This window comes from Vibrio sp. 99-70-13A1, from assembly GCF_013114625.1.
Lineage (GTDB): Bacteria > Pseudomonadota > Gammaproteobacteria > Enterobacterales > Vibrionaceae > Vibrio.
The window spans coordinates 1-24,505 of sequence record NZ_VTXD01000042.1; the positions used below are offsets into that span (position 1 = coordinate 1).

Annotated in this window: 23 protein-coding genes, 2 tRNA genes and 1 pseudogene; 9 read left to right on the forward strand and 17 right to left on the reverse strand. The window is 37.5% G+C overall.

Translation table 11 applies throughout. The features are described from left to right. Positions 1–39: 39 nt before the first annotated feature. Both F0226_RS19605 and F0226_RS19610 read right to left on the reverse strand, forming a co-directional pair. A complete protein-coding gene (locus F0226_RS19605) occupies positions 40–1,326 on the reverse strand; it encodes an ATP-binding protein (RefSeq protein WP_171737234.1) in 1,287 nt (428 codons plus the stop codon). Positions 1,327–1,400: 74 nt separating this feature from the next. Then, positions 1,401–2,138, reverse strand: a complete 738-nt coding sequence (locus F0226_RS19610) for a response regulator transcription factor (protein ID WP_171737235.1) — start codon at positions 2,136–2,138, stop codon at positions 1,401–1,403. 152 nt (positions 2,139–2,290) lie between these two features. On the opposite strand from F0226_RS19610, the gene F0226_RS19615 reads away from it, so the two are divergent. From F0226_RS19615 to F0226_RS19635, 4 genes are all read left to right on the forward strand, one after another. Then, positions 2,291–2,719 (forward strand): hypothetical protein, encoded by a 429-nt coding sequence (locus tag F0226_RS19615; RefSeq protein WP_171737232.1) that lies wholly within the window; start codon positions 2,291–2,293, stop codon positions 2,717–2,719. A 244-nt stretch (positions 2,720–2,963) separates the two neighbouring features. Continuing rightward, positions 2,964–4,424: a S41 family peptidase gene (locus tag F0226_RS19625; RefSeq protein ID WP_171737237.1), complete on the forward strand. Its 1,461-nt coding sequence runs from the start codon at positions 2,964–2,966 to the stop codon at positions 4,422–4,424. Positions 4,425–4,605: 181 nt separating this feature from the next. After that, positions 4,606–5,271: a DJ-1/PfpI family protein gene (locus F0226_RS19630; protein WP_171737238.1), complete on the forward strand. Its 666-nt coding sequence runs from the start codon at positions 4,606–4,608 to the stop codon at positions 5,269–5,271. Positions 5,272–5,571: 300 nt separating this feature from the next. Further along, a complete protein-coding gene (locus F0226_RS19635) occupies positions 5,572–6,840 on the forward strand; it encodes an O-acetylhomoserine aminocarboxypropyltransferase/cysteine synthase (protein ID WP_171737239.1) in 1,269 nt (422 codons plus the stop codon). A 54-nt stretch (positions 6,841–6,894) separates the two neighbouring features. Here F0226_RS19635 and F0226_RS19640 read toward each other — a convergent pair whose 3' ends face one another. The 10 genes and pseudogenes from F0226_RS19640 to F0226_RS19685 form a co-directional block, all read right to left on the reverse strand. Next, the gene (locus F0226_RS19640; protein ID WP_171737240.1) at positions 6,895–9,186 is read right to left on the reverse strand and encodes an EAL domain-containing protein; all 2,292 of its coding nucleotides are present in this window, start codon (positions 9,184–9,186) and stop codon (positions 6,895–6,897) included. An 81-nt stretch (positions 9,187–9,267) separates the two neighbouring features. Then, positions 9,268–10,143, reverse strand: a complete 876-nt coding sequence (locus F0226_RS19645) for an SDR family oxidoreductase (protein WP_171737241.1) — start codon at positions 10,141–10,143, stop codon at positions 9,268–9,270. 276 nt (positions 10,144–10,419) lie between these two features. Continuing rightward, positions 10,420–10,566 carry a hypothetical protein gene (locus F0226_RS19650; protein ID WP_171737242.1) on the reverse strand — a complete coding sequence of 49 codons (147 nt, stop codon included), beginning with the start codon at positions 10,564–10,566 and terminating at the stop codon, positions 10,420–10,422. A gap of 17 nt (positions 10,567–10,583) precedes the next feature. After that, positions 10,584–11,503: pseudogene (locus F0226_RS19655) on the reverse strand (IS5 family transposase). A 1,071-nt stretch (positions 11,504–12,574) separates the two neighbouring features. Then, the gene (locus tag F0226_RS19660; protein WP_253820874.1) at positions 12,575–13,603 is read right to left on the reverse strand and encodes a serine hydrolase domain-containing protein; all 1,029 of its coding nucleotides are present in this window, start codon (positions 13,601–13,603) and stop codon (positions 12,575–12,577) included. 74 nt (positions 13,604–13,677) lie between these two features. After that, entirely contained in the window at positions 13,678–14,112 is a 435-nt protein-coding gene (locus F0226_RS19665) for a helix-turn-helix domain-containing protein (protein ID WP_171737244.1), read from the reverse strand. A gap of 500 nt (positions 14,113–14,612) precedes the next feature. Then, entirely contained in the window at positions 14,613–15,032 is a 420-nt protein-coding gene (locus F0226_RS19670) for a YlcI/YnfO family protein (protein WP_171737233.1), read from the reverse strand. Positions 15,033–15,113: 81 nt separating this feature from the next. Continuing rightward, positions 15,114–15,425 (reverse strand): hypothetical protein, encoded by a 312-nt coding sequence (locus F0226_RS19675; protein WP_171737245.1) that lies wholly within the window; start codon positions 15,423–15,425, stop codon positions 15,114–15,116. Next, on the reverse strand, positions 15,422–16,600 hold the full coding sequence (locus F0226_RS19680; RefSeq protein WP_171737246.1) for a DUF3596 domain-containing protein: 1,179 nt from the start codon (positions 16,598–16,600) through the stop codon (positions 15,422–15,424). Before F0226_RS19680 ends, F0226_RS19675 begins: the two co-directional genes overlap by 4 nt. Positions 16,601–16,610: 10 nt before the next feature. Then, complete coding sequence (locus tag F0226_RS19685) at positions 16,611–16,820, reverse strand: hypothetical protein (RefSeq protein ID WP_137375358.1); 210 nt, start codon at positions 16,818–16,820, stop codon at positions 16,611–16,613. 117 nt (positions 16,821–16,937) lie between these two features. Between F0226_RS19685 and F0226_RS19690 the strand changes: the two genes are divergently transcribed. After that, positions 16,938–17,153 (forward strand): helix-turn-helix transcriptional regulator, encoded by a 216-nt coding sequence (locus F0226_RS19690; protein WP_171737247.1) that lies wholly within the window; start codon positions 16,938–16,940, stop codon positions 17,151–17,153. Positions 17,154–17,396: 243 nt separating this feature from the next. Here the strand turns inward: F0226_RS19690 and F0226_RS19695 are convergent. The 3 genes from F0226_RS19695 to F0226_RS19705 all read right to left on the reverse strand — a co-directional run bounded on the left by F0226_RS19695 (position 17,397) and on the right by F0226_RS19705 (position 19,279). Continuing rightward, positions 17,397–17,471, reverse strand: a tRNA-Gly gene (locus F0226_RS19695). A gap of 37 nt (positions 17,472–17,508) precedes the next feature. Continuing rightward, positions 17,509–17,583: transfer RNA gene (locus F0226_RS19700), tRNA-Gly, on the reverse strand. Positions 17,584–17,743: 160 nt separating this feature from the next. Continuing rightward, on the reverse strand, positions 17,744–19,279 hold the full coding sequence (locus F0226_RS19705) for an EAL domain-containing protein (RefSeq protein WP_171737248.1): 1,536 nt from the start codon (positions 19,277–19,279) through the stop codon (positions 17,744–17,746). A 207-nt stretch (positions 19,280–19,486) separates the two neighbouring features. Here F0226_RS19705 and F0226_RS19710 point away from each other — a divergent pair, with 207 nt between their 5' ends. Further along, positions 19,487–20,650: a threonine/serine exporter family protein gene (locus tag F0226_RS19710; protein ID WP_171737249.1), complete on the forward strand. Its 1,164-nt coding sequence runs from the start codon at positions 19,487–19,489 to the stop codon at positions 20,648–20,650. Positions 20,651–20,725: 75 nt separating this feature from the next. On the opposite strand, the gene F0226_RS19715 is transcribed toward F0226_RS19710, so the two are convergent. Beyond that, on the reverse strand, positions 20,726–20,950 hold the full coding sequence (locus tag F0226_RS19715) for a ribosome alternative rescue factor ArfA (protein ID WP_171737250.1): 225 nt from the start codon (positions 20,948–20,950) through the stop codon (positions 20,726–20,728). 358 nt (positions 20,951–21,308) lie between these two features. Here F0226_RS19715 and F0226_RS19720 point away from each other — a divergent pair, with 358 nt between their 5' ends. The 3 genes from F0226_RS19720 to F0226_RS19730 all read left to right on the forward strand — a co-directional run bounded on the left by F0226_RS19720 (position 21,309) and on the right by F0226_RS19730 (position 22,703). Continuing rightward, positions 21,309–21,518, forward strand: coding sequence for a cold-shock protein (locus tag F0226_RS19720; protein WP_137375363.1), 210 nt, complete (start codon positions 21,309–21,311; stop codon positions 21,516–21,518). A gap of 113 nt (positions 21,519–21,631) precedes the next feature. Beyond that, on the forward strand, positions 21,632–22,171 hold the full coding sequence (locus F0226_RS19725) for a YaeQ family protein (RefSeq protein WP_171737251.1): 540 nt from the start codon (positions 21,632–21,634) through the stop codon (positions 22,169–22,171). Continuing rightward, complete coding sequence (locus F0226_RS19730) at positions 22,164–22,703, forward strand: hypothetical protein (RefSeq protein ID WP_171737252.1); 540 nt, start codon at positions 22,164–22,166, stop codon at positions 22,701–22,703. The genes F0226_RS19725 and F0226_RS19730 overlap by 8 nt, the downstream gene beginning before the upstream one ends. Before the next feature lie 240 nt (positions 22,704–22,943). Here the strand turns inward: F0226_RS19730 and F0226_RS19735 are convergent, their stop codons facing one another. Continuing rightward, positions 22,944–24,476, reverse strand: coding sequence for a sensor domain-containing diguanylate cyclase (locus F0226_RS19735; RefSeq protein ID WP_171737253.1), 1,533 nt, complete (start codon positions 24,474–24,476; stop codon positions 22,944–22,946). Positions 24,477–24,505: the final 29 nt, after the last annotated feature.

The following is a 24,505-nucleotide window of genomic DNA, read 5'->3' on the forward strand; positions in this document are numbered from 1 at the left end:
ATGTAACAGGACTTTAATGCTTATATGAATTAGTAAAAATTATTCAATTTCATTAATAGGGATTTTGATAGTAAAAGAAGCACCAGTAATATTTAAGTTTTCTGCAACAATCGAACCACCGTGTTTACTAATTATTTCTTTTGCTATGCTAAGTCCCAAGCCGAAGCCCTCTGAAGATTTTCGCCCTTTTTCAAAACGATAGAATGGCTTGAATATATGTTCAATTTCATTTTCTGGAATACCTGCGCCATCATCAATTATAGTCGTACAAATAAATTTATTGTCTGAAGTAACATTAACTTCTACTACCTTTGAAGCATGACGCACCGCATTATTTAATATATTGTCAAACGCACGAGTTAACCCAGCCGTATTAAGGAGCGTATAAACATTATTCACTTGAAATTGTTGTATAATTTTAATTTTAGGGTCTAAACTTTTAAAAGTGTCAAACCAAATACGAATCCAGTGATCGAAGTTGACCGAGTTTAGTCTGAAAATCGTTAAATTATTTTCATATCTTGCGTATAGCAAAGATTCATTAACCAATTGTTCTAACTCTTTAACTTCTTCACCAATTATATGATAACTATCTTTTAAAGATTGGACATTGTCTAAATCTAGAGCATGCTCTAATTCAAACTGCATTCTTGTTAGAGGGGCTCTAAGCTCATGAGATACAGACAAAGTCAATCTACGATTTGTCGATACTAACTCTTCAATCTCTTCAGCCATTCTATTGAAATGAAAATTAAGCTGACCAACAGAACGAAGCGTATTTTCAGGAGCACGTACTGAAAAATTACCGGCACTAAATTGCGATGTAGTTTTCTTCAATATATTGAGCTTGTATTGAAGCCTCAAGCTAACCATGAAAATTACGCAAATTAATATACTAGATGATCCTAGCGAAGCGATAAATTCTGATAAATTCAACTCATCGTGTGTTTTTATTGGTCCAAACTGTATTCCGCGAGTATCTCCTTCTAGCTTTTTTATCAACAGATCATTAGAAGGGTCTAAAACAACTATTTTTCCTTGTAGCCATTCGGTCGTCTCTAACTCAGACAGACGTAAACTGTCTACATCTTGTATTGAAACTGGTATATTTGTAGAAGACATAAGTTCGAGTAAGCTTCCCCACTCTGATTCGGGCTGACTTAGTAGCATTTTTTCAAATACATGCACGGCACCTTCATAATCAGATCGAACGTCAGAAATTAAAGATTGTGGAAAGAGATAGGCCACAGCCTCATCTACTAACCACTCGCCAGATAACCAAGCACACATAATTATGATGTAAAAAGGAAGGAATACTCTAAGCATATCTTGACACCTAAACTTAAAAAATAATTATAAGCTAGTATTTACTTGGGTTCTGTTATCGTTTGTTATTCTTCTCACCAGGCATCACCAACAAAACAGTAGCCCTTTGACCTTACTGTAATTATTTTTTTTAGTTTGAGAGTATCATTATCAACGCTCAACTTCTTTCTAAGTGCTGCAATTTTGACATCGACAGAGCGATCTAACCCATCGTATTCAATACCACGCAGCTCATTGAGAATAAAATCACGGCTAACTATTTGATTAGCATTTTTTGCAAGCACTACCAGCACGTCAAATTCGGCTGGTTTTAAATCAATACTCTGGTTTTTATAAACAACATCACGTCGAATTAGATAAATTTTTAGGTCATTGAATTCTAAAATTTCTCTATCAAGATTTAAGTTGCTCTCAGATTCATGGTCGCGACGACCAGATGTAAATCTGGGTAGAACCTTACGTTCTAACAAGCGTACATGAGCAAGCAACACTCTAGGCTCAATTGGCTTAATTAAGTAGCCATCAGCACCCATTTCCAAACCAGCTACCTGATCCATATCATCATCACAGCCTGTAAGCATTAAGATACTACCTTCAAAATTGGGACGTATAGTTCGGCATATTTCAAAACCGCTTATCTCAGGCATCATCAAGTCAAGAATTACAATTGATGGGTCGTAGTCGCCGATTATTTTCAACCCTTGATTACCGTCAGTAAGGGTTTTAACTACATAGTGATGCTTCTCCAAAAACCTGGAGATTTGTGCACTCAGCTTTTGATCATCTTCAATGATTAAGATTCGCTTCGTCATCGCAATTCCACTTCTGTTTAAAAAAATGCACTAGTTAAACTTAGGCATATTAATCTACAGATACAATAACATTTAATAACACAAGAACTACAGAGCAATCTGTTCAAAATTATTATTATTTAACTCAATAAAAACTCCTATTTGGTTACACGATGAAAAGGCGAATAATATTTTACTGTGAGGATAGTTTTCTTCTATTCGACTTGGCTGGTCTATCTGAAGTTTTCCATTTGGCTAGCCGTGAATCAGCACTCTATGAAGTCCATTTCTATAGTTTAAATGGCGGTACGGTTGAAGCAAACACTAAGCACCCGTTACTAACTACCACAATCAAGGAGTTAATAGATATCCAGATGATCCTAGGGGCTGATAGCGTTGACTTTGATCCAACGCAGCCATTAAGGGATCTCGTATTAAAAGTACACAATCAAAATAGCTGGAAACAACTAATACCTTGGATAAAAGGTAAAATCGGACGCCCCCTTTTTGTTGAACTTTTAGATAATCATATGGCAATGAGCCCACGAAATTTCACAGGACATTGCCACAACATTTTGCGCAATATCCCAAAAAACTCATAGATGCTATCAGATTTAGGATGGCATTAGATTTAATAGAAAAAACCAACCACTCATTGATTTATATTGCTGGTTGTTGCGGCTATGCACGTCTAGAAAATATGAAATGTGCTTTTATTAAACTGATTGGTCAACTTCCTAACGACATTAGAGCTACATCCCTTTCAATTCCTTCATGACGCTTAATATAGCTGTCATAAATACAATTATAAAAACCTAAACTAAATATATTAATGGAGAAATTCCAATGAAAAAAATCGCATTAACAACCCTCGCTTTACTCGCTATATCCGGATGTAATGATTCTGATAAAAAAAAATCTGATTCTGTTGCTAATAATTATACAGGTATTTGGGATGCACCTGCTTATGGCGAACTTATTGAAATTAATAGTGATAGTAGCTTAAATATATACCGCTACACACCTGATATATGTTGGATCGAAGACTCCCTTTCAAGCGTAGATATCAAAACGCTGGAGACGAAAATACGTTTTTATGATAGTACAAATTTTATTGAAAGATTTGATGATTACGGTACTTCCGACTTTCACGCTCCCGGAACCGTTTTTGAAAAACAGGAGCAATTACCGTATATTTGCCAAAGTGATAATTTAATTGATTTAGTTAATCTAGAATTAGAGCCTTTACAAACTTTTGACATCATAAAAAATATTTATAGACATCATTATGTTGACTTTAATTTAAAAAACATAAATTTTGATCAGCTAGCTGACTCAATAAGAATAAATTTATCTGATAATTCTAGCCAAGAAGACGTCGCAATAGCCCTTTATCAAATTCTTTCGCCACTAGAAGATATACACAACTCTATAACTCTTGATAATATTACTTTATCTTCAAAAAATAAGCCTCTTTACACTGATATTATCCGACAAGAATTTGCCACGACTACAGGGCTTCCATTTTCATTTGAAGAAGACGAGTTAACAGAAACTCAATTAGGCAATTACAAGCAGCATGCAAGCAACCGAATTAATAAATACCTTGAAGGAATCTCATACTTCGAACCTGAAGATAAGCCAGTTCAAGTAGTTGCAGGCGGTCTTATTTCATGGTTTATCAATGAAGGCATTGGCTACATTAATATTGGTGCAATGTTTGGCTATGGTGAGACTAATGAAGAACAGCTCGAATCCATTAACAAAATAATGCAAGACTTTATTGAAGCAAATGTTAATAGTAGCGCCGTAATTATTGATGTTCGTACAAATTTTGGGGGTCATGATTTTATCAGTTTAGCCATCGCTCAATATTTTACAGACAGTGAAATGCACGTTTATTCTAAGCAAGCTCGACTAGATAATGGTTTCACAGAACTAACAGATGTCATACTTGAACCACTAGAAACTGAAACTTATTTCAATGGACCTGTATATGTACTAACGAGTGCGAGCACCGTATCAGGTGCTGAAGTATTTGCACTCACAATGTCAGCTTTACCTAATGTAACTACAGTAGGTGAGTTGTCGCAAGGTGCCTTCTCTGATGTATTAGATTGGGAATTCAGCGAAGAAATAAAAATTTCAATTGCAAATGAACGTTATGTAACACCGGCGGGCGACTGGTACGAAGGGCTCGGTGTGCCTGTTGACATCTATGTTCCATTTTTTGAATTTATTCCAGATTCTGTAGATGAGCCTATCGACCCTGCGATAGCTGCCGTAATTGCAGATTTAACCAATTAATTTCTGTAGGGCTCTGATAGATAATAGAGCCCTAACTAATCTTAGCTTGTAACATTGCCATATATGACTAATATTGCTTATATTTTGTCCTAACTATTTCGTTTATTTTCCGTATAAATAAAAACTCTATAATGATTACAACTTTTCTCTTAAGTTAAAAAGCTAATATACGAGTTTAAATATGAAAAAGAAAAAAATAGGCATTTTTTTATACCCAAATATGACAATGCTTGATGCGTACGCCCCTCTCCAATTTTTGGCTCTAACAGCTGGAATTGAAGTATTTACTTTCGCAAAATTAAACCAACCAGTACCAACTGATGCGGGGGTTGATATAATCCCAAACTACTCTTTTGAATCATGCCCAAGTATGGATGTACTGATGGTTCCTGGCGGTTCCAACCCTTTAGAACAAATGAAAGACGAGCAAGTAATTAGCTTTCTAGTCTCTCTATCCAATGATATTGAATACATTACTTCGGTCTGCACAGGATCATTAATTTTAGCACAGGCTGGTTTACTCGATGGCTACAATGCAACTACACATTGGGCATATAGATCTATCATTGAACGTCACCCTACAATAAATTTTGTAGATAAAAGAGTTGTAGTTGATAGACAAAGAATAAGTGGCGGAGGAATTACTGCAGGCATTGATTTCACATTAATTCTGATTGAAAAGTTAACAAGTTCGGCTGAAGCTCATAGAGTTCAGCTTTTATTGGAATATGACCCACAACCACCATTCAACAGTGGTTCACCTAAAAAAGCACCATTAATAATTAAAAATCAGGTTGAGGAAATAGTAAATTCTATAGCTTCAGATTTACTAAATTATAACTACTAATAAAAAAATAAAAAAAAGACCACATCTTCCTTGATATGGTCTTTATATTGTCATGCAGTTAAAGAATCTAGCATAGTATCGAGAGTTCCAAGCAAGAAACTAGCAATCTCCTAATTAAGCATAACAACGCCCTACATAAATTAACTATTTTATCAGTCACACGCTTGTAAGACATGTATATATTAACTAGAAACTAAAAACATTCTCAGACAATCTTAGCGCAATATTAGACACAAATATTAACCAGTAATTTCATTGAAGTAAGGTTCACTTAAATTAACCAACAAGGAAACTTAAAATATGAAAGATGAAACCCTTTCTATACACTTTGGCTACGATACAGATCCTACAACAAAGTCAGTAGCGGTACCTATTTACCAGACGGTTGCTTACGAATTTGATAATGCACAACACGGTGCTGACTTATTTAATCTCAAAGTGCCAGGAAACATATATACCCGTATAATGAATCCAACAAATGATGTTCTTGAAAAACGAATAGCAGCTCTAGAAGGTGGTATTGCTGGTCTAGCAGTAAGTGCTGGTAGTGCAGCGATAAATTATACCATACTCACTCTAGCAAAAGCAGGGGACAATATTGTTTCCACTCCACAGCTTTATGGAGGATCATACACCCTTTTTGCACACATGCTTCCAAGTCAAGGTATAAATGTTCGCTTCGCAAAGGACGATAAGCCTGAAAGTTTAGCTTCCCTTATTGATGATAAAACTAAGGCTATTTTCTGTGAAAGTATTGGCAACCCTGCAGGCAACATTATTGACCTTGAAAAAGTTTCTCAATTAGCACATGCCCAAGGCGTACCAGTAATTGTTGACAACACGGTAGCCACACCAGTCATCTGTAAACCTATAGAATATGGTGCAGATATCGTTGTTCACTCCCTAACAAAGTATGTCGGTGGTCATGGTACAACTCTAGGGGGTATGATCATTGACTCAGGTAAGTTCCCTTGGGAGAAACATAAGGAACGATTCCCAGAATTTAATCAGCCTGAAGCGTCATACCATAACGTTGTATACACGGAGGCATTTGGTGCTGCGGCATTTATTGGGCGTGCACGTACAGTTCCACTACGCAATACAGGCTCTGCTTTATCACCAATGAACTCATTTATGTTACTACAAGGTTTAGAAACTCTTTCGCTTCGGATGGAGCGACATACAGATAATGCATTGAAAGTAGCAAAATATTTGGAGAAACATCCTAAGGTAGCATGGGTAAACTATGCTGGTTTAAGCTCATCTAAACATTATTATCTTTCACAAAAATATATGAAAGGTCGACCTTCAGGAATACTTTCATTCGGTCTAATAGGGAATTATGACGATGGAGTTAAATTTTATGATGCACTCAAGGTTTTTAAACGTCTAGTAAATATTGGAGACGCTAAATCACTAGCTTGTCATCCTGCTTCAACAACTCACCGCCAACTAAATGAAAATGAGCAACACCAAGCTGGTATATCATCAGAAATGATAAGGCTTTCAATCGGTATCGAGCACATCGATGATATTTTGGAAGATTTAGATCAGGCCTTAAATTCGTAACTTAGATGCAAATAACTAAGCAGCTGGTAGGTGTAGTAACTTTCAGTTGCTTAGTCAAACTAGCAATAGCTTCAACCTCTTAGTACTGGTACTAGTTAAATAACTTTTAAACATCGCTATAGGAAGAGGTCTACTGTAAAGATAACCCTGATGTATTCTACAGCCCTGTTCTATTAAGTATTTGGCTTGGTTTTCATTCTCTACACCTTCGGCAATTAGACTAATATTTAGTTCTTCCGCCATACGAATCATAGCTTTAACTATAGATTTGTCACTTTTATCGCACTCTAAATCTTTAACAAAAGAACGGTCTATTTTCAATTCACTAAGAGGTAGGCTCTTAAGGTGTACTAGCGAAGAATACCCCGTACCAAAATCGTCTAGGGAAAATTGTACTCCCCTGCCTTGTAGCTCCTCCATCCGCATCGCGGTTTGTGCTATATTATCAATTAACATCGTTTCAGTTAGTTCTAATTTGAGTAGTTCTACAGGAAACTGATACTCCTCAATCGCTTTTAAAACCATTGACATAAAGCCTGGGTGACTAAATTGCACATAGCTGACATTAACAGATAATGTTAAGTCTTGGGTTATTTCATCATTTGACCATTCAACAAGTTGACGACAAGCTTCACGTAAAACCCACTCGCCAATAGGTAAGATTAACCCTGTTTTTTCTGCAGAAGACATAAAATCATTTGGACCAACAATTCCTTTATAAGGGTGATTCCAACGTATTAGAGCTTCAGCACCAACCACTTGCTTATTTCTACCAATTTGAGGTTGATAGTACAGCTCAAACTCTGAACTATTTAAAGCTGCGCGTAAGTCATCTTCCAATAACATTTTTTCCATCAACTCATCGCGTAAATCAGTCTCAAAAAAGCAAATACCATTTTTACCTTGTTCCTTAGCTCGATACATAGCGTAGTCAGCATACTTAAGTAATTCACTGGATGAATAACTTTCACTTTCTAGCATTACTACCCCTATACTTACGGTGCTTAAGTACTCAATATCAAGCAAATAATAACTAGAGGACAAGCAGTCCACTAGTTTTTGAGCTATGAACTGAGCCTGATCTCGCCCTTTATAACCAAGATCATCGATAATAACTAAAAACTCGTCACCGGCAAATCGTGCCAACACATCTCTAACACTCAAACAGGATTCAATTCGAGATGCTACTTGAATAAGTAAACTATCGCCATATTGGTGACCATAGGTATCATTAACCGCTTTAAAGTTATCGATATCCAAAAACAATAACGCTGTGTTTAACTTCGATTTTTTATTATTATTCGCTTTATTATTAAGCCTTTTTAAGACGTATCGTCTGTTCGGTAAACCAGTTAGTGCATCAAAATGAGCAAGTTTATAAAGCTCTTCTTTTTTTCGTGTTTCGGAACGGTTTATAAAAAATACAAGTAAGAACATCAGAGCGTTATATAATATGAATACGAAGAAGCTAGCTGAAAAACGCTGCCAAAACAATTCATATATATAATTCCTCTCCATCTTAGATACAAACCACAACCCAAAATATGGCTCATAATAACTTACAACTTGAAAGTTTTCTTCTTGGCCGGTAAATTTATAATCAAAAATATCATAATATATATCGTTATTATTAATTTCATTCAGTTTGTCAAAGTATGCATCTTCTACTGGTTTCCAGTAATTCTGACTATTTGAACTGAACTGTATTATTTGATCACGACGTATTATTTCAATCTGATGATATTTAAGTAAACTTTGGTGGGCACTGAATATTGGAGTATCTTCCATATTAATTTGAGCTGTCATAAAAGCCTGTGCTTTATCATCTATAAATATAGACTTACGAATTGGCATTGCAAATGTCTGAGTCTCGAATTCGTGTATAGCATAAGTTGCGCCGACCTGTAACTCCCTGCTTTCTCTTGCCTCTAAGAATGAAGGTTTCTTATTCTCTATTCCAAATACATCAGGCAGATTATCAAGGTCAAAGTTTGAACTAGCGACTATGGGCTTACCGTCAAAACTAACAAGTGCCAAACTAATAAGTACAGGGTTGCTTTCTATTGTTTTGTCTAAATCAATATCATGAATTGGAAAAGTTATCGAACTATGCCGAGAAATTAAATGGGACCCTAAAACTTCCAGCATCGATTCTTGTGATTTAAAAAAAGATTTAACTGAATTTGAAAAAAGCTCAATATGCGTTTTTTGCTTATTGAATACAATTTCATTAGTAGACTTCCACATGTTATTAAATATTATTGAAAAAACAATAACAGATGTGAAAAATGCAATATAAAAAACAGTCCATATGTTTTTTATCATCTTTGAAAATTTAACACTCATATTAAACCTTCCAGAATTTAACAGTAGAAAAACAACACCATGTATATTAAATTTATTACATATATATATTAAATGATTCCTCTACTTTATTGTCTTAAAATGGTCCTCCAATTGATTAACCCCATAGGTAGGAGCAATAGAATCGGCTTCAAGCATTGTTAAAAAAAACTCAGCTGGTCCACCATAGCTTTCCGGTAATAGTTTTACTGCTATTAATGCAATTTTTCTTATAAAGTCAGGAATTTTCACTATTTTTATTTCTGACTCTTGAACACGAAACGCCATTTCAGCGATATCTCTCATTGAGAATACTTCAGGCCCCCCAATGTCATAAATAGCTCTCTTTCTACTCTGCGCATCACAACTATTTAAAGCGAGATCCAAGCAGAACCTAGCCAAGTCTTCACCATGAATCGGGTTTATCTGAACAGAACCATCTCCAAATAAGTACACTTTTCCTTGCATGGCCATTTTATAAAACTCTTCAAGATCGCTAAAAAAACCATTAGGACGAACTACAATTGGAGTCAACTTATCTGAGTTCAATAATTTATTTTCGAACTTCTCTTTTGCTGCAAGGAGTCTAACTTTAGAATATTTTTCACAGTTGAATGCTGACACGTATATGAATGTTTTAACCTCTTCCTTTTCAGCTTCTCTTAAGATATTTAGATTAGCTTGATAATCTATATCCATATAACTAACATTATCTTGCTGCCGTGTTATGCCAAGACAAGAAATCACAACATCAATACTTTCACAGACTCCCTTTAACATATTTGGGTCTGAAACTTGCGTAACGATAATATCGTCTTCAGAAACTCCAGTATTTACTAATTTCTTTTTATCTCTAGCTATAGCTTTAAATTCAATGTTATAATTTATCAGCAGCCTAGCAATATGAAGACCTAGATACCCTGTTGCTCCTACTAGCAATATTTTTTTATCCGAAGTCATCAAATTACACCTCTACTATTGATTATAAGACCTGATATACACACTGCTTTACTGGTAAATTTAACAATAATACAAGGACGACCTCTCATAACGACAAAGTGAAAGCAAAACGAGACATAGTTCTATTTGTACTAAGTTATTTAAATTACAGATAATCTAGTCAATCACTATTCGTCCTAGCTACAGCCCTGCGCTCCAACGTACAGAGATACCACTATTAGATTACCCTCTATTTTTTATTACTTTTCCAAACCACATAATTATAGTATTCACTGATTATTTTTGATTTGGTAAATCTAAATGTTGTGCATTTTCTATTAATACCAATTCTGTTTGAGGTGCGTGTTCACTAAAGACTTTTTCGAATTTTTCAGCATAAAATGCTTCATCATCTTCACCAACTAAATTTAGAGATAGAGCCAACCCGTTTCGCTTATTTCTTAGTCAATACGACAAATTTCAGGCATACCTAACCCAGTAAGCTTGTTCAATGCTTTTATCATCGCGTAAGTTTCACCCACCTGGGCATTGTAATTTCTTAAGCCAGTTTTCCTCCTTGCAACTGTTTAACTCGATACATCGCTGTTTCTGAGAGTGAACGTTTGTGGTATCCATACCGCTCTTTCCAATACTTATTTGAGCCGTATAATTTCTGGCAACCCACGGCGAGATTTCGAGGGTGACCACGCTCCCAGAAGGCAGCTCCTTCTCTTGGGGGAATAAGCGAAATAGCTCCCTTAATCTTAATAGCAGCGTGATACGCTCTCGTGTCGTAAGCGCCATCACCAGACACCTCAAGGATACTTCGGCGTGTTTGTTTCAGTAAGTTCGGGAGTACTTCTCCATCTGTAACCGTCAATAAACTTAGCTCGGCAGCAATGATCTCATGAGTGTTGGTATCGACTGCAATATGCAACTTTCGCCAGACTCTACGCTTGCCATCCGTACCGTGTTTTTTGACTTTCCATTCACCTTCGCCATAAACCTTAAGGCCAGTAGCATCAATGGCTAGGTGCTGTATCACTCCTCTCGTTTTAGTCTTAAATGAAACCTCAACTTGCTTGGCTCTACGACTGATGCAGGTGTAATGCGGACAACTTAACGGTACATGGGCTAACCTAAATATCGAGTCGATAAATCCTTGCAGCGCTCTCAATGGCATAGAAAAAACTCGTTTGACCATGAGTGCTGTCGTGATAGCTAAATCACTGAACCGACGCGGCCTCCCGCGCTTATTCTGTTTGCTTTGCGCCCATCCGCTTATTGCTTCTTCATCAATCCAAAAAGTCAGAGAACCACGGTTAATAAGTGATCGGTTGTATTGCTTCCAGTTGGTTGTTTTGTAACGAGGCTTAGGCATAGGACTACGAGAGAGAGTGGAGGTAGCTGATCAGATCGTAGGTTTTTGATTTAGTTCCATTGAATTACGCAACAAAGCCTGCAAAACACTGACGGATCAAATGCATAAGCCCAGTAATCGCAATAAACGAAAGTAAAGAGAAATGCTTGGAAAAAGGAAATCTCACCGACCTAGCTAAGCAATCAAAATCCACTTCATTGTGTTGTTTTGGTTCCTGTCGTTATCTATAGTTGAACTTCAATGCCAGTTTGCGCTGAATATGCTTAGTGCGGTTAAATATCCTATCTTGCGAAGATACATCGCAAACTCTGAGAAAGAGCAACGCAAACTACATCAAGCTATTTTCAATTTCTAATCTGGTCCTGAACCGTCATACTTCCTCAAGCCGAAAGGTATTTAACGCCACTTAGTTTTGCTTTGCTAAAAACCACCATAATAACCTCCTTTTTAATTGGTCATCACGATTGCAGTTGGAAGGAAATAGATAAAGTTAGACCTGATAGCTTGTGTTTGATCTTCGTATGACTCACAAAGTACTTTCATAAATTAAGAATGATAATAATGCTATTTTTCTCTTTTATGCACCAAAATACTTATTAAGTATGTGTAACAAAAAATAATGGCAAGTGTTTATTGATTAGGGCAGGTACCGATGGTAATTAATCTTTGAAACTAAGTTAAAGCTAACCTTTCATCATGGCACTAATGATTAATATCTGTTGACAGCCAGAGACATTGACAAGATGCAAATGAGTTTGGTGACCTAAACGAAATCTATCTTTAGGATAACTTTTCATATCCAAAAATGTCAGTCGGCACCTCTACTAGAGATGCCGATTGTGAAAGATTCTGGAGATAAGCTTCCATCGTGAACTGTAGTAGTATTAGCTCCTCTTTATGCAGGATTAATAGAAAATATGTGATATCTCATTAACCCATGAGGCATTTTTCCCCAAAAACAGGCTGGCTAATATGGATTTTCCGTCGAGCCAATAGTACTAATCATGGGGGAAAGCTAAGAGGGAGGCTATTAGTAACTTGTTGCTTGTTCTGATTCGCTGAAACACTACTTCAATAATTGGAGCGTTGCTCTGCTAATATTAGATTATCAAGTAGGTTAAGTTTACCAGCAACATCATACGAGGTCCTATTCGCAATAATTACGCTGGCAAGGCGTTCGTTTGGATAGATTCGCATCTCTGAACGGTAACCAGCACCGCCACCTTCTTTATAGAAATATTGTCTTCTATGGCTAGTAGATGTATGCCAACCTAAAGTCATTTTTATATCTCGACCGTTGCTATCTCGTTGTTTAGTGAAAAGAAGTGTTTTAGTACTACCACTTAATAACACGGACTGTTCTTTTAATATGTCTTGTAGAATACTAAACATTCCTTCTGCTGTAGAAAAAACACCACCATATGAAGGGCCGTAAACATGTACCGCTTTAATTTCTGTCCAAGACATGTCTCTGTTGGTGAGCAAATTTCTATCCAACATGAATGGTGCGATCATCCCCATAAGGCTGAAGCTCTTTAGGTGTCCTTTTGCTAATTTTGATTCATTAATAGCAAAACTAACTTGATCGCTCTTTAAGTTCAGCGGATTAAACACATTTTCCTCTATGTAAGTCTGATAACTTTTTCCGCTAACTTTTTCTATCACTTTACCAGCTAACCAATACCCTATGTTTGAGTATCGATACTTAAAACCTGGTGGTGACTTGATTTTTTTGTTTGTCATCATGAGTGCATTCAACTCATTATCTTCGTCAAATGACGCTTTCATTTCAGGAAGGTATACCCACTTCAAAGGTATAGGATTAGCTATTCCCGAAGTATGAGTTATCAGTTGTCTGATTGTGATTTCATCTGGAAAAGGAGTATCTAGCAAAGTGTTTATACTATCCTCCAACTCTAAATGTCCACGTTCCAATAGCTGTAAAATGGCTATTGCTGTGACTGTCTTAGTCATAGAAAATGTCGCCATTAAGTGTTGAGGAGTTAACTGTTCCTCGCTGTTTACATCTGCTAATCCTGATGAGGATGAAACTAGCAATTTGTCCTCATTACCTATTACGTATTGATAACCTGGTTCCATACCATTCTCCCCACTTGGATGTAGGACGGCACAACTAACTAAGACTAGGAGTGACAAAGAGATTCCTATGCATCTCATTTATTCTGAAATGCGAGAGTGAGTTGCTTTAGAGAGCTAGAAACACTTTTCAATTGTTCGCTATCAACAGGAATATCTACTGTGCTTATAAGCGCTGCTTCAGCGTTGAGTATTTCTGTAAGAACCTGCGTTCCACGTTTGGTAAGTTCTACTAAACTTGAGGTCTTATGGTCTGGATTCGAGGTTAAGGTTATCAAGCCTTTACTTTCCATATTGGAGATAGTTTTTTGCAGGTATTGTCTTGAACGTTGAGTCTCTCGAGCTAGCTGCGGAATCGTCTTAAAGCCTTCTGATTTCAAGATCAACATAACACCACGGCTGCAACTGTTGACCCCTTTTTCTTTGTGAATTTTATCTACTAACGTATTCATTTTATTCATAAAAATACGAGAGCTTTCTATTATTTCGTATAAGGGTTTTGTATTATCCATTATCGTCCACTTCTCCACAGGAATGCATCTACATTGTGACAGTCTAGTTGTCATAGTAGTAAGTTAACTGTCAAATTGTCAAGTTGATTGTCAAGTTGATTGTCAAGTTGATTGTCAAATGTGCAAAACTTAGAATATGAAAAGCCAATGTAATAAAGGGGGAGTGCTTACTGCATTAAGATATAGTGTAGCCCCTCTAGCGCATTATGTTTAGTTCGAGCCATACCTTTCAGATGATACGCATAAAAATTCAATCTAGATTTACTAATTAGTTATTCCCGCTTTTGAACGAAAATGGGAGTTTCCGCTATTGAGTAATCGCACTAAACAGGAAAGGGGCAGATCTTAGCTTATCGGCACTTTGAGATAAAATGCCACGAGTAAAATTCAGACCCATAAAGGCTCTGGGCAAAGGAGAGTTAACGAGTAATGAATACAACACATAAAATCAGCACGCCTAATGGTTAGGGCTGTCACTTCGTTCTTAACGCAATTCAAAATCATTCGCCAGAAACAAGTCTTCTTACAGCCACCCTACTCCATTTTTTTCCCTCTAAATTTAAACATCCAATGTTGTTGAGACGATCCGCTATTTGTTGGTGAAACATCCCTTGTGAATGCCAAAGCTTTACTTGAGTAACTATGGTGTAATTAGCCTCTGCTGCATGTGTATCAACCTGAGTTTTATCTCCAATACCCACACCTAATAAATCTAGATTCTTAGAATGTGCGCACATTTCACGGTTATTTTTTTCTTGAGTTACTTTCTCATGGCACGCCTGTTTGACCCACTCTGAAAAACTGATACCTTTAGACTTAACTGCTTCTATTTCCATGATTAACTCATGTTCAAAACGAATATTCTTTTTAGAAGATTTCTTGTTTGTGTTGGTATTTATAACAATGAAAAATTTATCCATGGGCGCACACTTACAATCTGATAATAATTAAAATGGGCGCACAGAGAATTCTTACCATGCGCACATTTTTAGTCACTCTATTTAGTGGACTGAAATTTTGATGGACGTTTCTATACGTGATTCGAGAGCAGCTAAAATCCATACTGAATCTCTTGCTGTCGGGTTATTTAAACATTGATGCAGAACTCTAATAACTCCATCAGTAACTTGATCCACGAATTGATGCTCACGGTTTTGCTTGCCTGGCAGTAGCAATGTTCGCTCACAGATTAGGACATATACATCTTCTCTAAAACTATCGATATCCTTATGAGTCAGATCCTTAAACGAAGCTCGTTGAATAACATCAAAGCACAGACTAGTACAGTGGATCGCTAATGGTGAGTACTTCATAATTGACCTCCATTATTCAAAAATGTCGCAAATGCACTGCCGTCTTGCCTTGTTAAATTCGGCACATAACGCGAATAAACACGAAATAACATCGTTGTGGTTGTATGACCCATTTGATTAGCGATCCACTCCGGGGACTCACCTGATGCCAGTAATAATGTCGCAAAGGTATGTCGAGTCTGGTAAGGGTTACGAGCTCTTAATTTGGCTTTTTCTAAAGCTGGGTACCAAACCGTTCGTGAATGAACTTGATAATTTATTGGATTACGTTTTTCATTGGTAAACACAAATTCATCTTTCAGGTAAGATTTTCTCTGATGCTCCTTCAGAGCATGAACGACTCTATCAGTCAGAGAAATTACACGATAAGATCCCTCCGTTTTTAACGTTGAGATCTCACCGCGATTTAAGCTTTGATTAACAGTCAATGTCTTGTCATCCAAGTTCACTGAGTCCCATATTAAACCGTCAATTTCACCTGTTCTTAACCCTGTAAAAAAACGAGTGGTATAATAAGCTTTATAGTGCTCTGGGACGCTATTAATGATCTTATCAACTTCACCGAAGTTAAAAGGATCGACTTCAGTGCGCCCCACTTTTAAGGCTTTAATATTCTTCCATGGTGAGGTAAAGTCGTAACGATCGGCGGCTTCATTAAGCAGCATCCTTAGGGGTGTCATTATGTGGTTGATACGTGATGGGCTTAGAAAGCTACTTTTTCGTCCCGGTACTTTGGCGAGGATGGTACGAAATTGTAGGATTTGTCCCTTATTGATGGCGCTGATCTTCTTATTCCCGAATGTAGGGAGCAAATACTTATTCAGAACGCCTTCTACGTCTTCATAATGGCCTTTACTCCACTCTATCTTCATTTCAGTTAACCAAATTCGAGCGAACTCTTCGAACCTAGGTGAGTCTGGTGCGTTAAAATAGGCTTTAGATTTCCGTTTTCGTTCATCTAATGAATCAAATTTTTCGCGAAGTTTACTGTTCGGAAAATATTTACCGTAATCAAAAGTATCAAGAATGATTTCAGCCTCAATTTTTTGTAATAGTTTCGATGTTCGACTTCTATTTACTTTAGTATCTTGGAGCTTAGTATATTCACGACAACGACTTCCTTTGAATCTAAAATCCAGAAATAACATACCACCTCGCTCATTCACACTTCCCATTATTTATCCCTCATTTCAAAATTAATGACTCTGTAGTAATTCCGTTAAGCATCTCTTCTTCAACTCTTTCCCAAATAAAAAGAATTTTCCGACCTCCGAAAGGACGAATGTAATGAATGCCTTCAAATAGAACCGAATCTTTCAACTGCTCTCGAATTACACGTTGGTTGTATTTGATTGCTGAAGATAGTTCTTCAGTTGTTAGGTATGTATATGACATAATCATTTCCTATCTTTGTCGCTACACTTTGTAGCTCTAGAGAAACAATATGACACAAAAAGCAACCTGTCAACATCATTTTGTATCTCTAGCGAAACATTTGAGGTCTTTTAAGACATGATTAAATGTCATCTTTCAACTTTACTTGGCGCTAGAAAGCTAAAAATTGCTGATGTAGTAAGAGATACTGGAATCAATAGAAGTACAGTTAATAGGTTATTTCATGAAACAAATAACCGAATTGATTTTGAAACTCTTGAAAAAATCTGCGTCTATTTAAACTGTACTGTGGGTGAACTATTAGAAGTACGAACTCAAGATAGCATCGATTAGAGAAACTAATAATAAGCTGATGATTAGTATTCATTTTCAATTCTATCTGAGTTAGTACCAAAACACTGTTGAGTCTCAATATGGTCTCAAAGTGGTCTCAATACTTTTCAGAAATAACATTAGCATTAGCTAAATAAGTTAATACTAATGTTCAGGCGGCAAAATTTCTCGCAACAAAGCGCTAAATATTAATTTCATTTTAATAAATTTTGGGGAGTAAAATATTGCTCGGATTGAGCTATATGGAGCGTGCAGCGGGAATCGAACCCGCATCATCAGCTTGGAAGGCTGAGGTAATAGCCATTATACGATGCACGCATATTGTCTCGAAAAAAGACTGAATAGCGGCAAGACTTGGAGCGTGCAGCGGGAATCGAACCCGCATCATCAGCTTGGAAGGCTGAGGTAATAGCCATTATACGATGCACGCACATCGTCTTAACGAGACTGATAATGCCACATCTAACTGAAAACGAAACCTTTTTTATTACCTTTTTCGTCTAAGTGGACGTATATTCAGCAAAGCGCTAGTTTTTTACACATTACCTAGCTCTCGATAAAATATAAACGTGATCCAGCGCACTGTCTTATTACTCTACATTGAGGAGGCGAACTAGCTTTTCATAACTCATTGGTCTGCCAAACGCCCAGCCTTGGGCATATTCTATCCCCATTTTTGCAAGTGCTTGGTGCTGTACCGAGGTTTCTACCCCTTCAGCCACCAGTAACATCTTCTCTGCTCGGGCAATATCAACTATATGTTGAATTAATGATGAACGAATCGCCCCATCTTCAACGTCAATGACAAAGCTCCTGTCAATTTTAAGCACTTGGCTGTTTATTTTCCTCAGTTGATTAAGGTTCGAGTACCCTGTACCAAAATCATCTATGGCAATATCCACACCTTTCGCTTGTAGCTGGCTAAGCGTGTTGCATGCCCCGTCCCCTTCTAAATATTCACTCTCTGTTACCTCTAACATTATTTTTCCAGGGAAGCCGTTAAAGGTATCCAGTGTGAGTAAAGATTCTACATTCCCATTGGCTATATCCTGAGGGTATATGTTCATACTTAGTTTGAATTCGCTGTGGCTAATTGGCTGTGTTTCTTTCATAGCTTTGAGCATGACCTGTTCGGTGAATTGCCAAGTTTTATTTAGTTGACTAATTAGCGGAATAAATTCATCAGGAGTCAACGCTCCGTATTGGTCTTCAAACCTTGCAAGCATTTCAACACCAATTATCTTCCCACTTTTCAGTTCAACGATCGGTTGGTATAAGCAATAAAATTGGTTAGCCGCTAACCCTCTCTGTACCCGCTTAATCGGTGTCCACTGAACTTGAAAATACTTATGCACTAGTAAGTAAGCAAAAACGGAAAAACAGATAGAAAGTAATGTGGTTAATTCGAACAGTAATGGCGGGTATTCACTTCGGCTTAATAATTTGGGTTTAACCGCCACACACACTCGCTTATATGAGTTGCATTTGATAACAGAGACTAAAGCCGGTGACATCAGACTCATTGGTTGCTCTTTTTTGGCTTCATCAGCAACGCCTTCTTGGCCCGCCCACGTATAGGTTTGATCATTCCCGTTAAAGAACATTTCCCATTCATAATCTTCACTGACTAAATGACCGAATGTTGTTGGCTCAACGACGACATTATAATTGTTATAACGTGCGATCAGTGCCGAGTGTTCTTGGTCAAAAAAGATTAAGTTTTCAAAACTCCAATATTCAATGCCATCTTCTGTCACAAAATTTGGTGGGGTTCTGTCTTTAAATGGTACATCTAATCGCCCTAAGCCTGTCGTACAAACTAAGTCACCGTCAGTGAAATAGCCGACATCTTTAATATATTGCGAACGGAATAATGTTTTGCGCATTTCAAGCAGGTTTTCATCGGAACATTGCTCGAAAGGAAGGATATTTAAGTTAGTTAAGCTCAGTATGATTTCATCTTTTATATCATTGGCACTCGCCAACATTTTTGATGCTTCAACTGTTGTTTGTTGCCATAACTGGTATGACAAAATTCTTGAAATGACAATCGACGAGCCAAAATAGATAAAGATGGCTATGACAACAGATACGACCATTTGACGGCGTTTAGTTCTACGGTCCAATAGAGCTCCCTATATTTTTTACACATTGAAAAATTTATAAAAATACGTTTGCGTACACTTTTTAAATAAGCTTAGTACAAATTGGGTAGATGTAAGGCTCAAGCATTCAATGTTGGTAAAAAGTCTGCGTTAAATCACCTAAATTTCTCGTTATTTTAAAACACCTCTGGTACATTTGCCGCAAATTTGTTCATCCCATAAATGCCCATGCCTTCGCAGTATAGAATTAACAAAATTGTTGAGATTGGAGACACCCTTCATCGCAGTGGTTGTGCCCCATATAAACTAGAAAAGTACACTCAATACTATGCAAAAAAGCATGGGGTTGATGTGATGATTCAAGCGACGCCCACAGCCATAAACTACCAATTTCCTGATGACAATAATGCTGTAATACTAAAACGTCATAAACCGGCATCTATAAATCTAAGTTTGCTTGCTAATACGATTATTCGAATTAACCAACCGAGCAGTGAACCCGTTCCTGAACCCGTTGGCTATTCAAAAGTGATTAGCGCGCTTGCAAATATGGGGATTCCACCTGCTTACTTGATGCTAGTAGGCAGTACCTTGGAGGCTGTGGCTTTTTCAGTCTTGCTTGGGTTTATGGTTTGGGTATGCCAGCAAGTCTGCCATTCACGAAGAGCCATTGCCGCAGAATTTATCTCTGCTCTTATCACTGGTATTTTTGTCGCATTCTTAGCAAGCACTGGTATGCCAATTCCGATTTGGGCACTTTGTATTGCATCCGTCGTTCTATTTGTCCCCGGATTGTCGATTGCAAACGCTCTAGAATGCCTGGCTTTTAATGATTTAGTGTCGGGGACCAGCTTATTGGGGCAAAGCGCACTTTCCTTAATTAAGCTTTTTGTTGGAATTGTCATGGGGCTTAACATTGGTGAAGCGGTCTGGGGACAAGTTGAGTCAATTTCTTATACTAATGAAGTGCCCACTTGGATGCACGTTTTTGGGCTGGTGCTCATCTCAGTATGTATAGGGGTGATATTTAACGCGCGTCCAAAGGATATATTACTTGGACTTCCTGTCGCGGTGCTAGGTATGTGGGGACCATTCTATTTAGGATTTGATAGTGGCTGGGTAGTAGGAACTTGGGTTACTACCGTTCTCATTACACTTTATGGAACTTGGATAGCCAAAAGAATGAACCTAACTGGGGCAATCTATATTGTTCAAGGCATCATCATTCTTGTGCCTGGTAGCCGTGTACTCGTGAGTGCTAGCCAATCGGTATTTGAGCAATCTATATTGCCAATCCCAAGTATTGGTTTGTCTGCTTTATTTATGTTTTCAGCAATCGTGGCAGGGCAAATTACTGCTTACTCTATTTACTCACCTAAAGTTGAACGATAGCTCTTAAGTAAATACTAAGCTTCTCACCTAGCTGTAATCACGAGCTAAAGAAAAAGCCCTATTCAAATATCGCTCTTAAGCAACCTTTGAATAGGGCTCTTTGCCTCTATACTTAGCTTTTCTTGTGAAGCTCCCTTTTCCTTTTTTCGCTTTTTCTACTCGGCTTCTAAATATTCTACTCGTCACTACTGCTTTCAATGCGTTGTCTTTCACTATTCCCCGCCCGGTTTCGACTTCAATAAACTCGGTTATATCTACCCGATTTGAAGCAGGCTTCAGCGCCTTTTTCTTCTTACTCATAATTTTTCCTTTCATCATTTAGGAAATGTGGATTAACCACATATTCATAACTATCATAATCGATTTAAAGCAAGAGTTTCACAAAAAATATCAGAAAACGTCATGCTATTGTAAACCCATGATATTTAAGGGATGAGAAATTTGACAGCCAGCATATATCGCTCGTTTTATGCCTTGAATTCGTTGACTTGACCCTCAATTGATTTAGACTCAGAACCCGGCTAGAAAGAAAATTCTTTGTATATACACATTTCGTCGGATTACTAGTAACCCCGTTGTGTTGTACACAATAGCAATAAATTTTTCCGCGCTATCGTGCCACAATTGGCTCATAATAATTAAATTTCAGGATATCAACATGTCTAACACAGTTACTGGTACAGTAAAATGGTTTAACGAAACTAAAGGTTTCGGTTTCATTCAACAAGAAAACGGCGCTGACGTATTTGCACACTTTTCTGCAATCACAGGCGACGGTTTCAAAACTCTAGCTGAAGGTCAAAAAGTTGAGTTCACTGTATCTCAAGGTCAAAAAGGCCCACAAGCAGACAGCATTAAAGTACTTTAATTAAGTCGCTTATCGCTTTCTAAGAATAGCCAGCATCTGCTGGCTATTTTTTTGCGCGCTAATCAAAGAATTAGGGTAATATCGCCTTCCACTATTTTATCTAAGATGTATACATGGCTCTTAAACCAACAATCTATAAGTTTCGAATTTCTCTCACTGATATGAACCGCGATTATTACGACTCTTTTAATCTAACGATTGCTCAGCACCCATCAGAAACAGAACAACGCATGATGGCTCGTATCATTGCCTTTTGTTTGAATGCATCACCAGAACTTCAATTTACTAAAGGCTTATCAAGCATTGAAGAACCGGATTTATGGGAAAAGACACTTGATGATCAAATTGTGGAATGGATTGACGTTGGTGAACCTGATCCTGAACGTGTGAAGAAAGCGACACGTTTATCTAAGAATGTAAAAGTGTTCAGTTTCAATACGAAGTCAAATGTTTGGTGGGAACAAAATAAAGGTAAATTTGGTTATCTAAATGCTGACATTACACGTTTAAGTAATGATGGTATCCAACAGATGGCAGCCATGACGCAACGTACAATGGACTTATCGGTCATGCTTTCAGGTAATTCTGCATTTGTTAACAGTGATACTCAGTCGGCTGAGGTTACATGGGAAGAACTGCAAAGCAATGATTAAACTGAGCAAAACGTTAGAGCAATCAGGGTTCGATAACATACAAGCATTAGTGGAAGGTTATGAATCTGAGCTTGAAACTTTTATTGATCAGAACCAAAATCTGTTTGCTCATGCATGCACTAACAAGCCTCAAAACACACAACGCCAAACTCTTCTTGGGTTGCTCACGAAATCTCACATTGATGCGAGTTATGGCGTTGAGTCAAATAAAGACACCAGCCATGCAATGCAAAAAATCTTTGATGACACTGTCGGTGTTGAAAACAGTCAGAAGTTTCAAAACTCTCATATCAAACATTTAGTGTTTGTTACGCATTTATGGCTGTTTGTTCAGGGTAGAATGGGAATGGATTTCAGTTTGGCGAATGATCATGCTGCCGCTACTTCAAAACTTATCTTGAATATTCAACCCGGTGATTTTGAAGTTCAAAGAACTGGTTTTATGGCAAGTTTTTACGACGGCTTTTCTTTGTATTCTGCCAACCAACCACAATCTCGCTGGTCAAAATTTTTAAATATCTTCAATCGTTAGTTTTTGAATGCGCTTTAAGCACATTGAGCCAGTCAGCTACATCAAAATACCAAAGTACTTATATTCTAAGTACTTAAAATACCCTAACGATGCACTGGTTATTTGAATTGAAGGTCTTCGGCTGCTACTAATTGACTCTAAAGGCTATGCAGTTACTCGACAGACTACATAGCCACTCTACTGGCTACTTAGTCATTCCATAGGCTTTTTTAGCCAATAGTTATTCTGCGGGTTATTTAGTTACGCTACAGGCTCTTTATTTTCAATCGTCTTATCTCGCTCTTCTTGGCAAAGACCATTTGCTCTTTGGCTATTACCTTGCAGATCACCGTCATCCTCGGTTATAGCACTTCTTTGTCCTGCAATAACGACTTGGTTTCTCCCACTATCTTTGGCTTGATAAAGCGCTAAATCGGCCTGTTTAAATAAAGCTTTCAAACTCACTTCTCGATCAGAACCACGGGACATAGAAACACCCACAGAACAAGTCACGAAACCTAGCCCGCCATTGTTAGGATGTTGAATTTTCTTCAGCCATACATTGGTTCTCAATAATTCAGCGAGAGAGCTAACACCGCTAGCGGATGATTTCTCACAAACAATAACGAACTCTTCTCCACCAAATCGATACACTTTATCTGAATGAGGATTAATACTTGTTCTGAACGCTTTGGCGACAGCTTGAAGGGCCTCATCACCGGTAGCATGGCCAAATTCATCGTTATAGGCTTTAAAATTATCAATATCGATGATAATTAGCCCAAACCATCGATCGTTCTTCCAAGAGCTTTCTAGGGTTAAGTTTGCTTGTGTTTCGTACGCGAACCGAGAGTAAACACCTGTAAGTACATCAAATAAAGACTGCCTTCTAAGCCCTAACATTTGATTTTGTATTCTACGAATGAGCGAAGCATAGCGTTGTGCCAGCTTTCCTAATTCGTCAGAGCGATGTTGCTCAGGAATAGAATCAACATCTATAGAGTCGATGTCCCCTTCCATACTTTCAGCTAAGCGATGTATTGGCTGAATGATCCTACGGCTTGCCCAAACAATTAAGGCAATCGAAAATAAAATAGCAATAAAGGCTTCACGAGCTAGAAGGAAGATAGTGTCAATCTTAAATTGAGTCAGGCTTGTCGCATCGAAAACAGCCCATAAATAACTGTCTTCAGAGTTTAAGAGAGGAAGTTTGAGGTAAAGCAAGCAAGAGTTTAGATCCAGAACATAATCAGAATGAGTAAAATCTGGTTCAAAATAGATATTTCCAAATAGGTTCTCAAGACGAATATGGTTACTTAACCTATCTTGTTTATCGAGCAGTCGATCAAGCACATAAGTAAGTTTAAACCTTTCTTCTTCAGAGGCCGTCATAAGACGTTCTCTTAGCCCTTTGATACTAATTTCAAGTTCATCATTTTGTTCAAATAGTGCTTCAGTATTCCACAATTCACCGACATCTTTTGCCCATGCAACATTGTAGGATTCTTCATTTTTTGAAGTGGCGATAACTTCGAAATAAAATAAATTTGGCGTTTCGTCGTAACCAGCAAGAGCATGCTGAGTGGCTACGTAATTATAATTCAACCCTCTGGCAGCAAACGACACATCTTTCAGTATATGTTGCATAGATGAGTTTGCTAAACGGACTTCAGAGGCTATTTTCCCGCTCCACTCACTTGCATAACGCGTATAGCTAAAAGACCCAACAAGCCAAAGAACAAGCAGCATATGCGTCACAAATAATAACTGGTTTAAATTAAGCCTTCGAAGCATGTCGACTCATCGTATCTATAACTATGTTG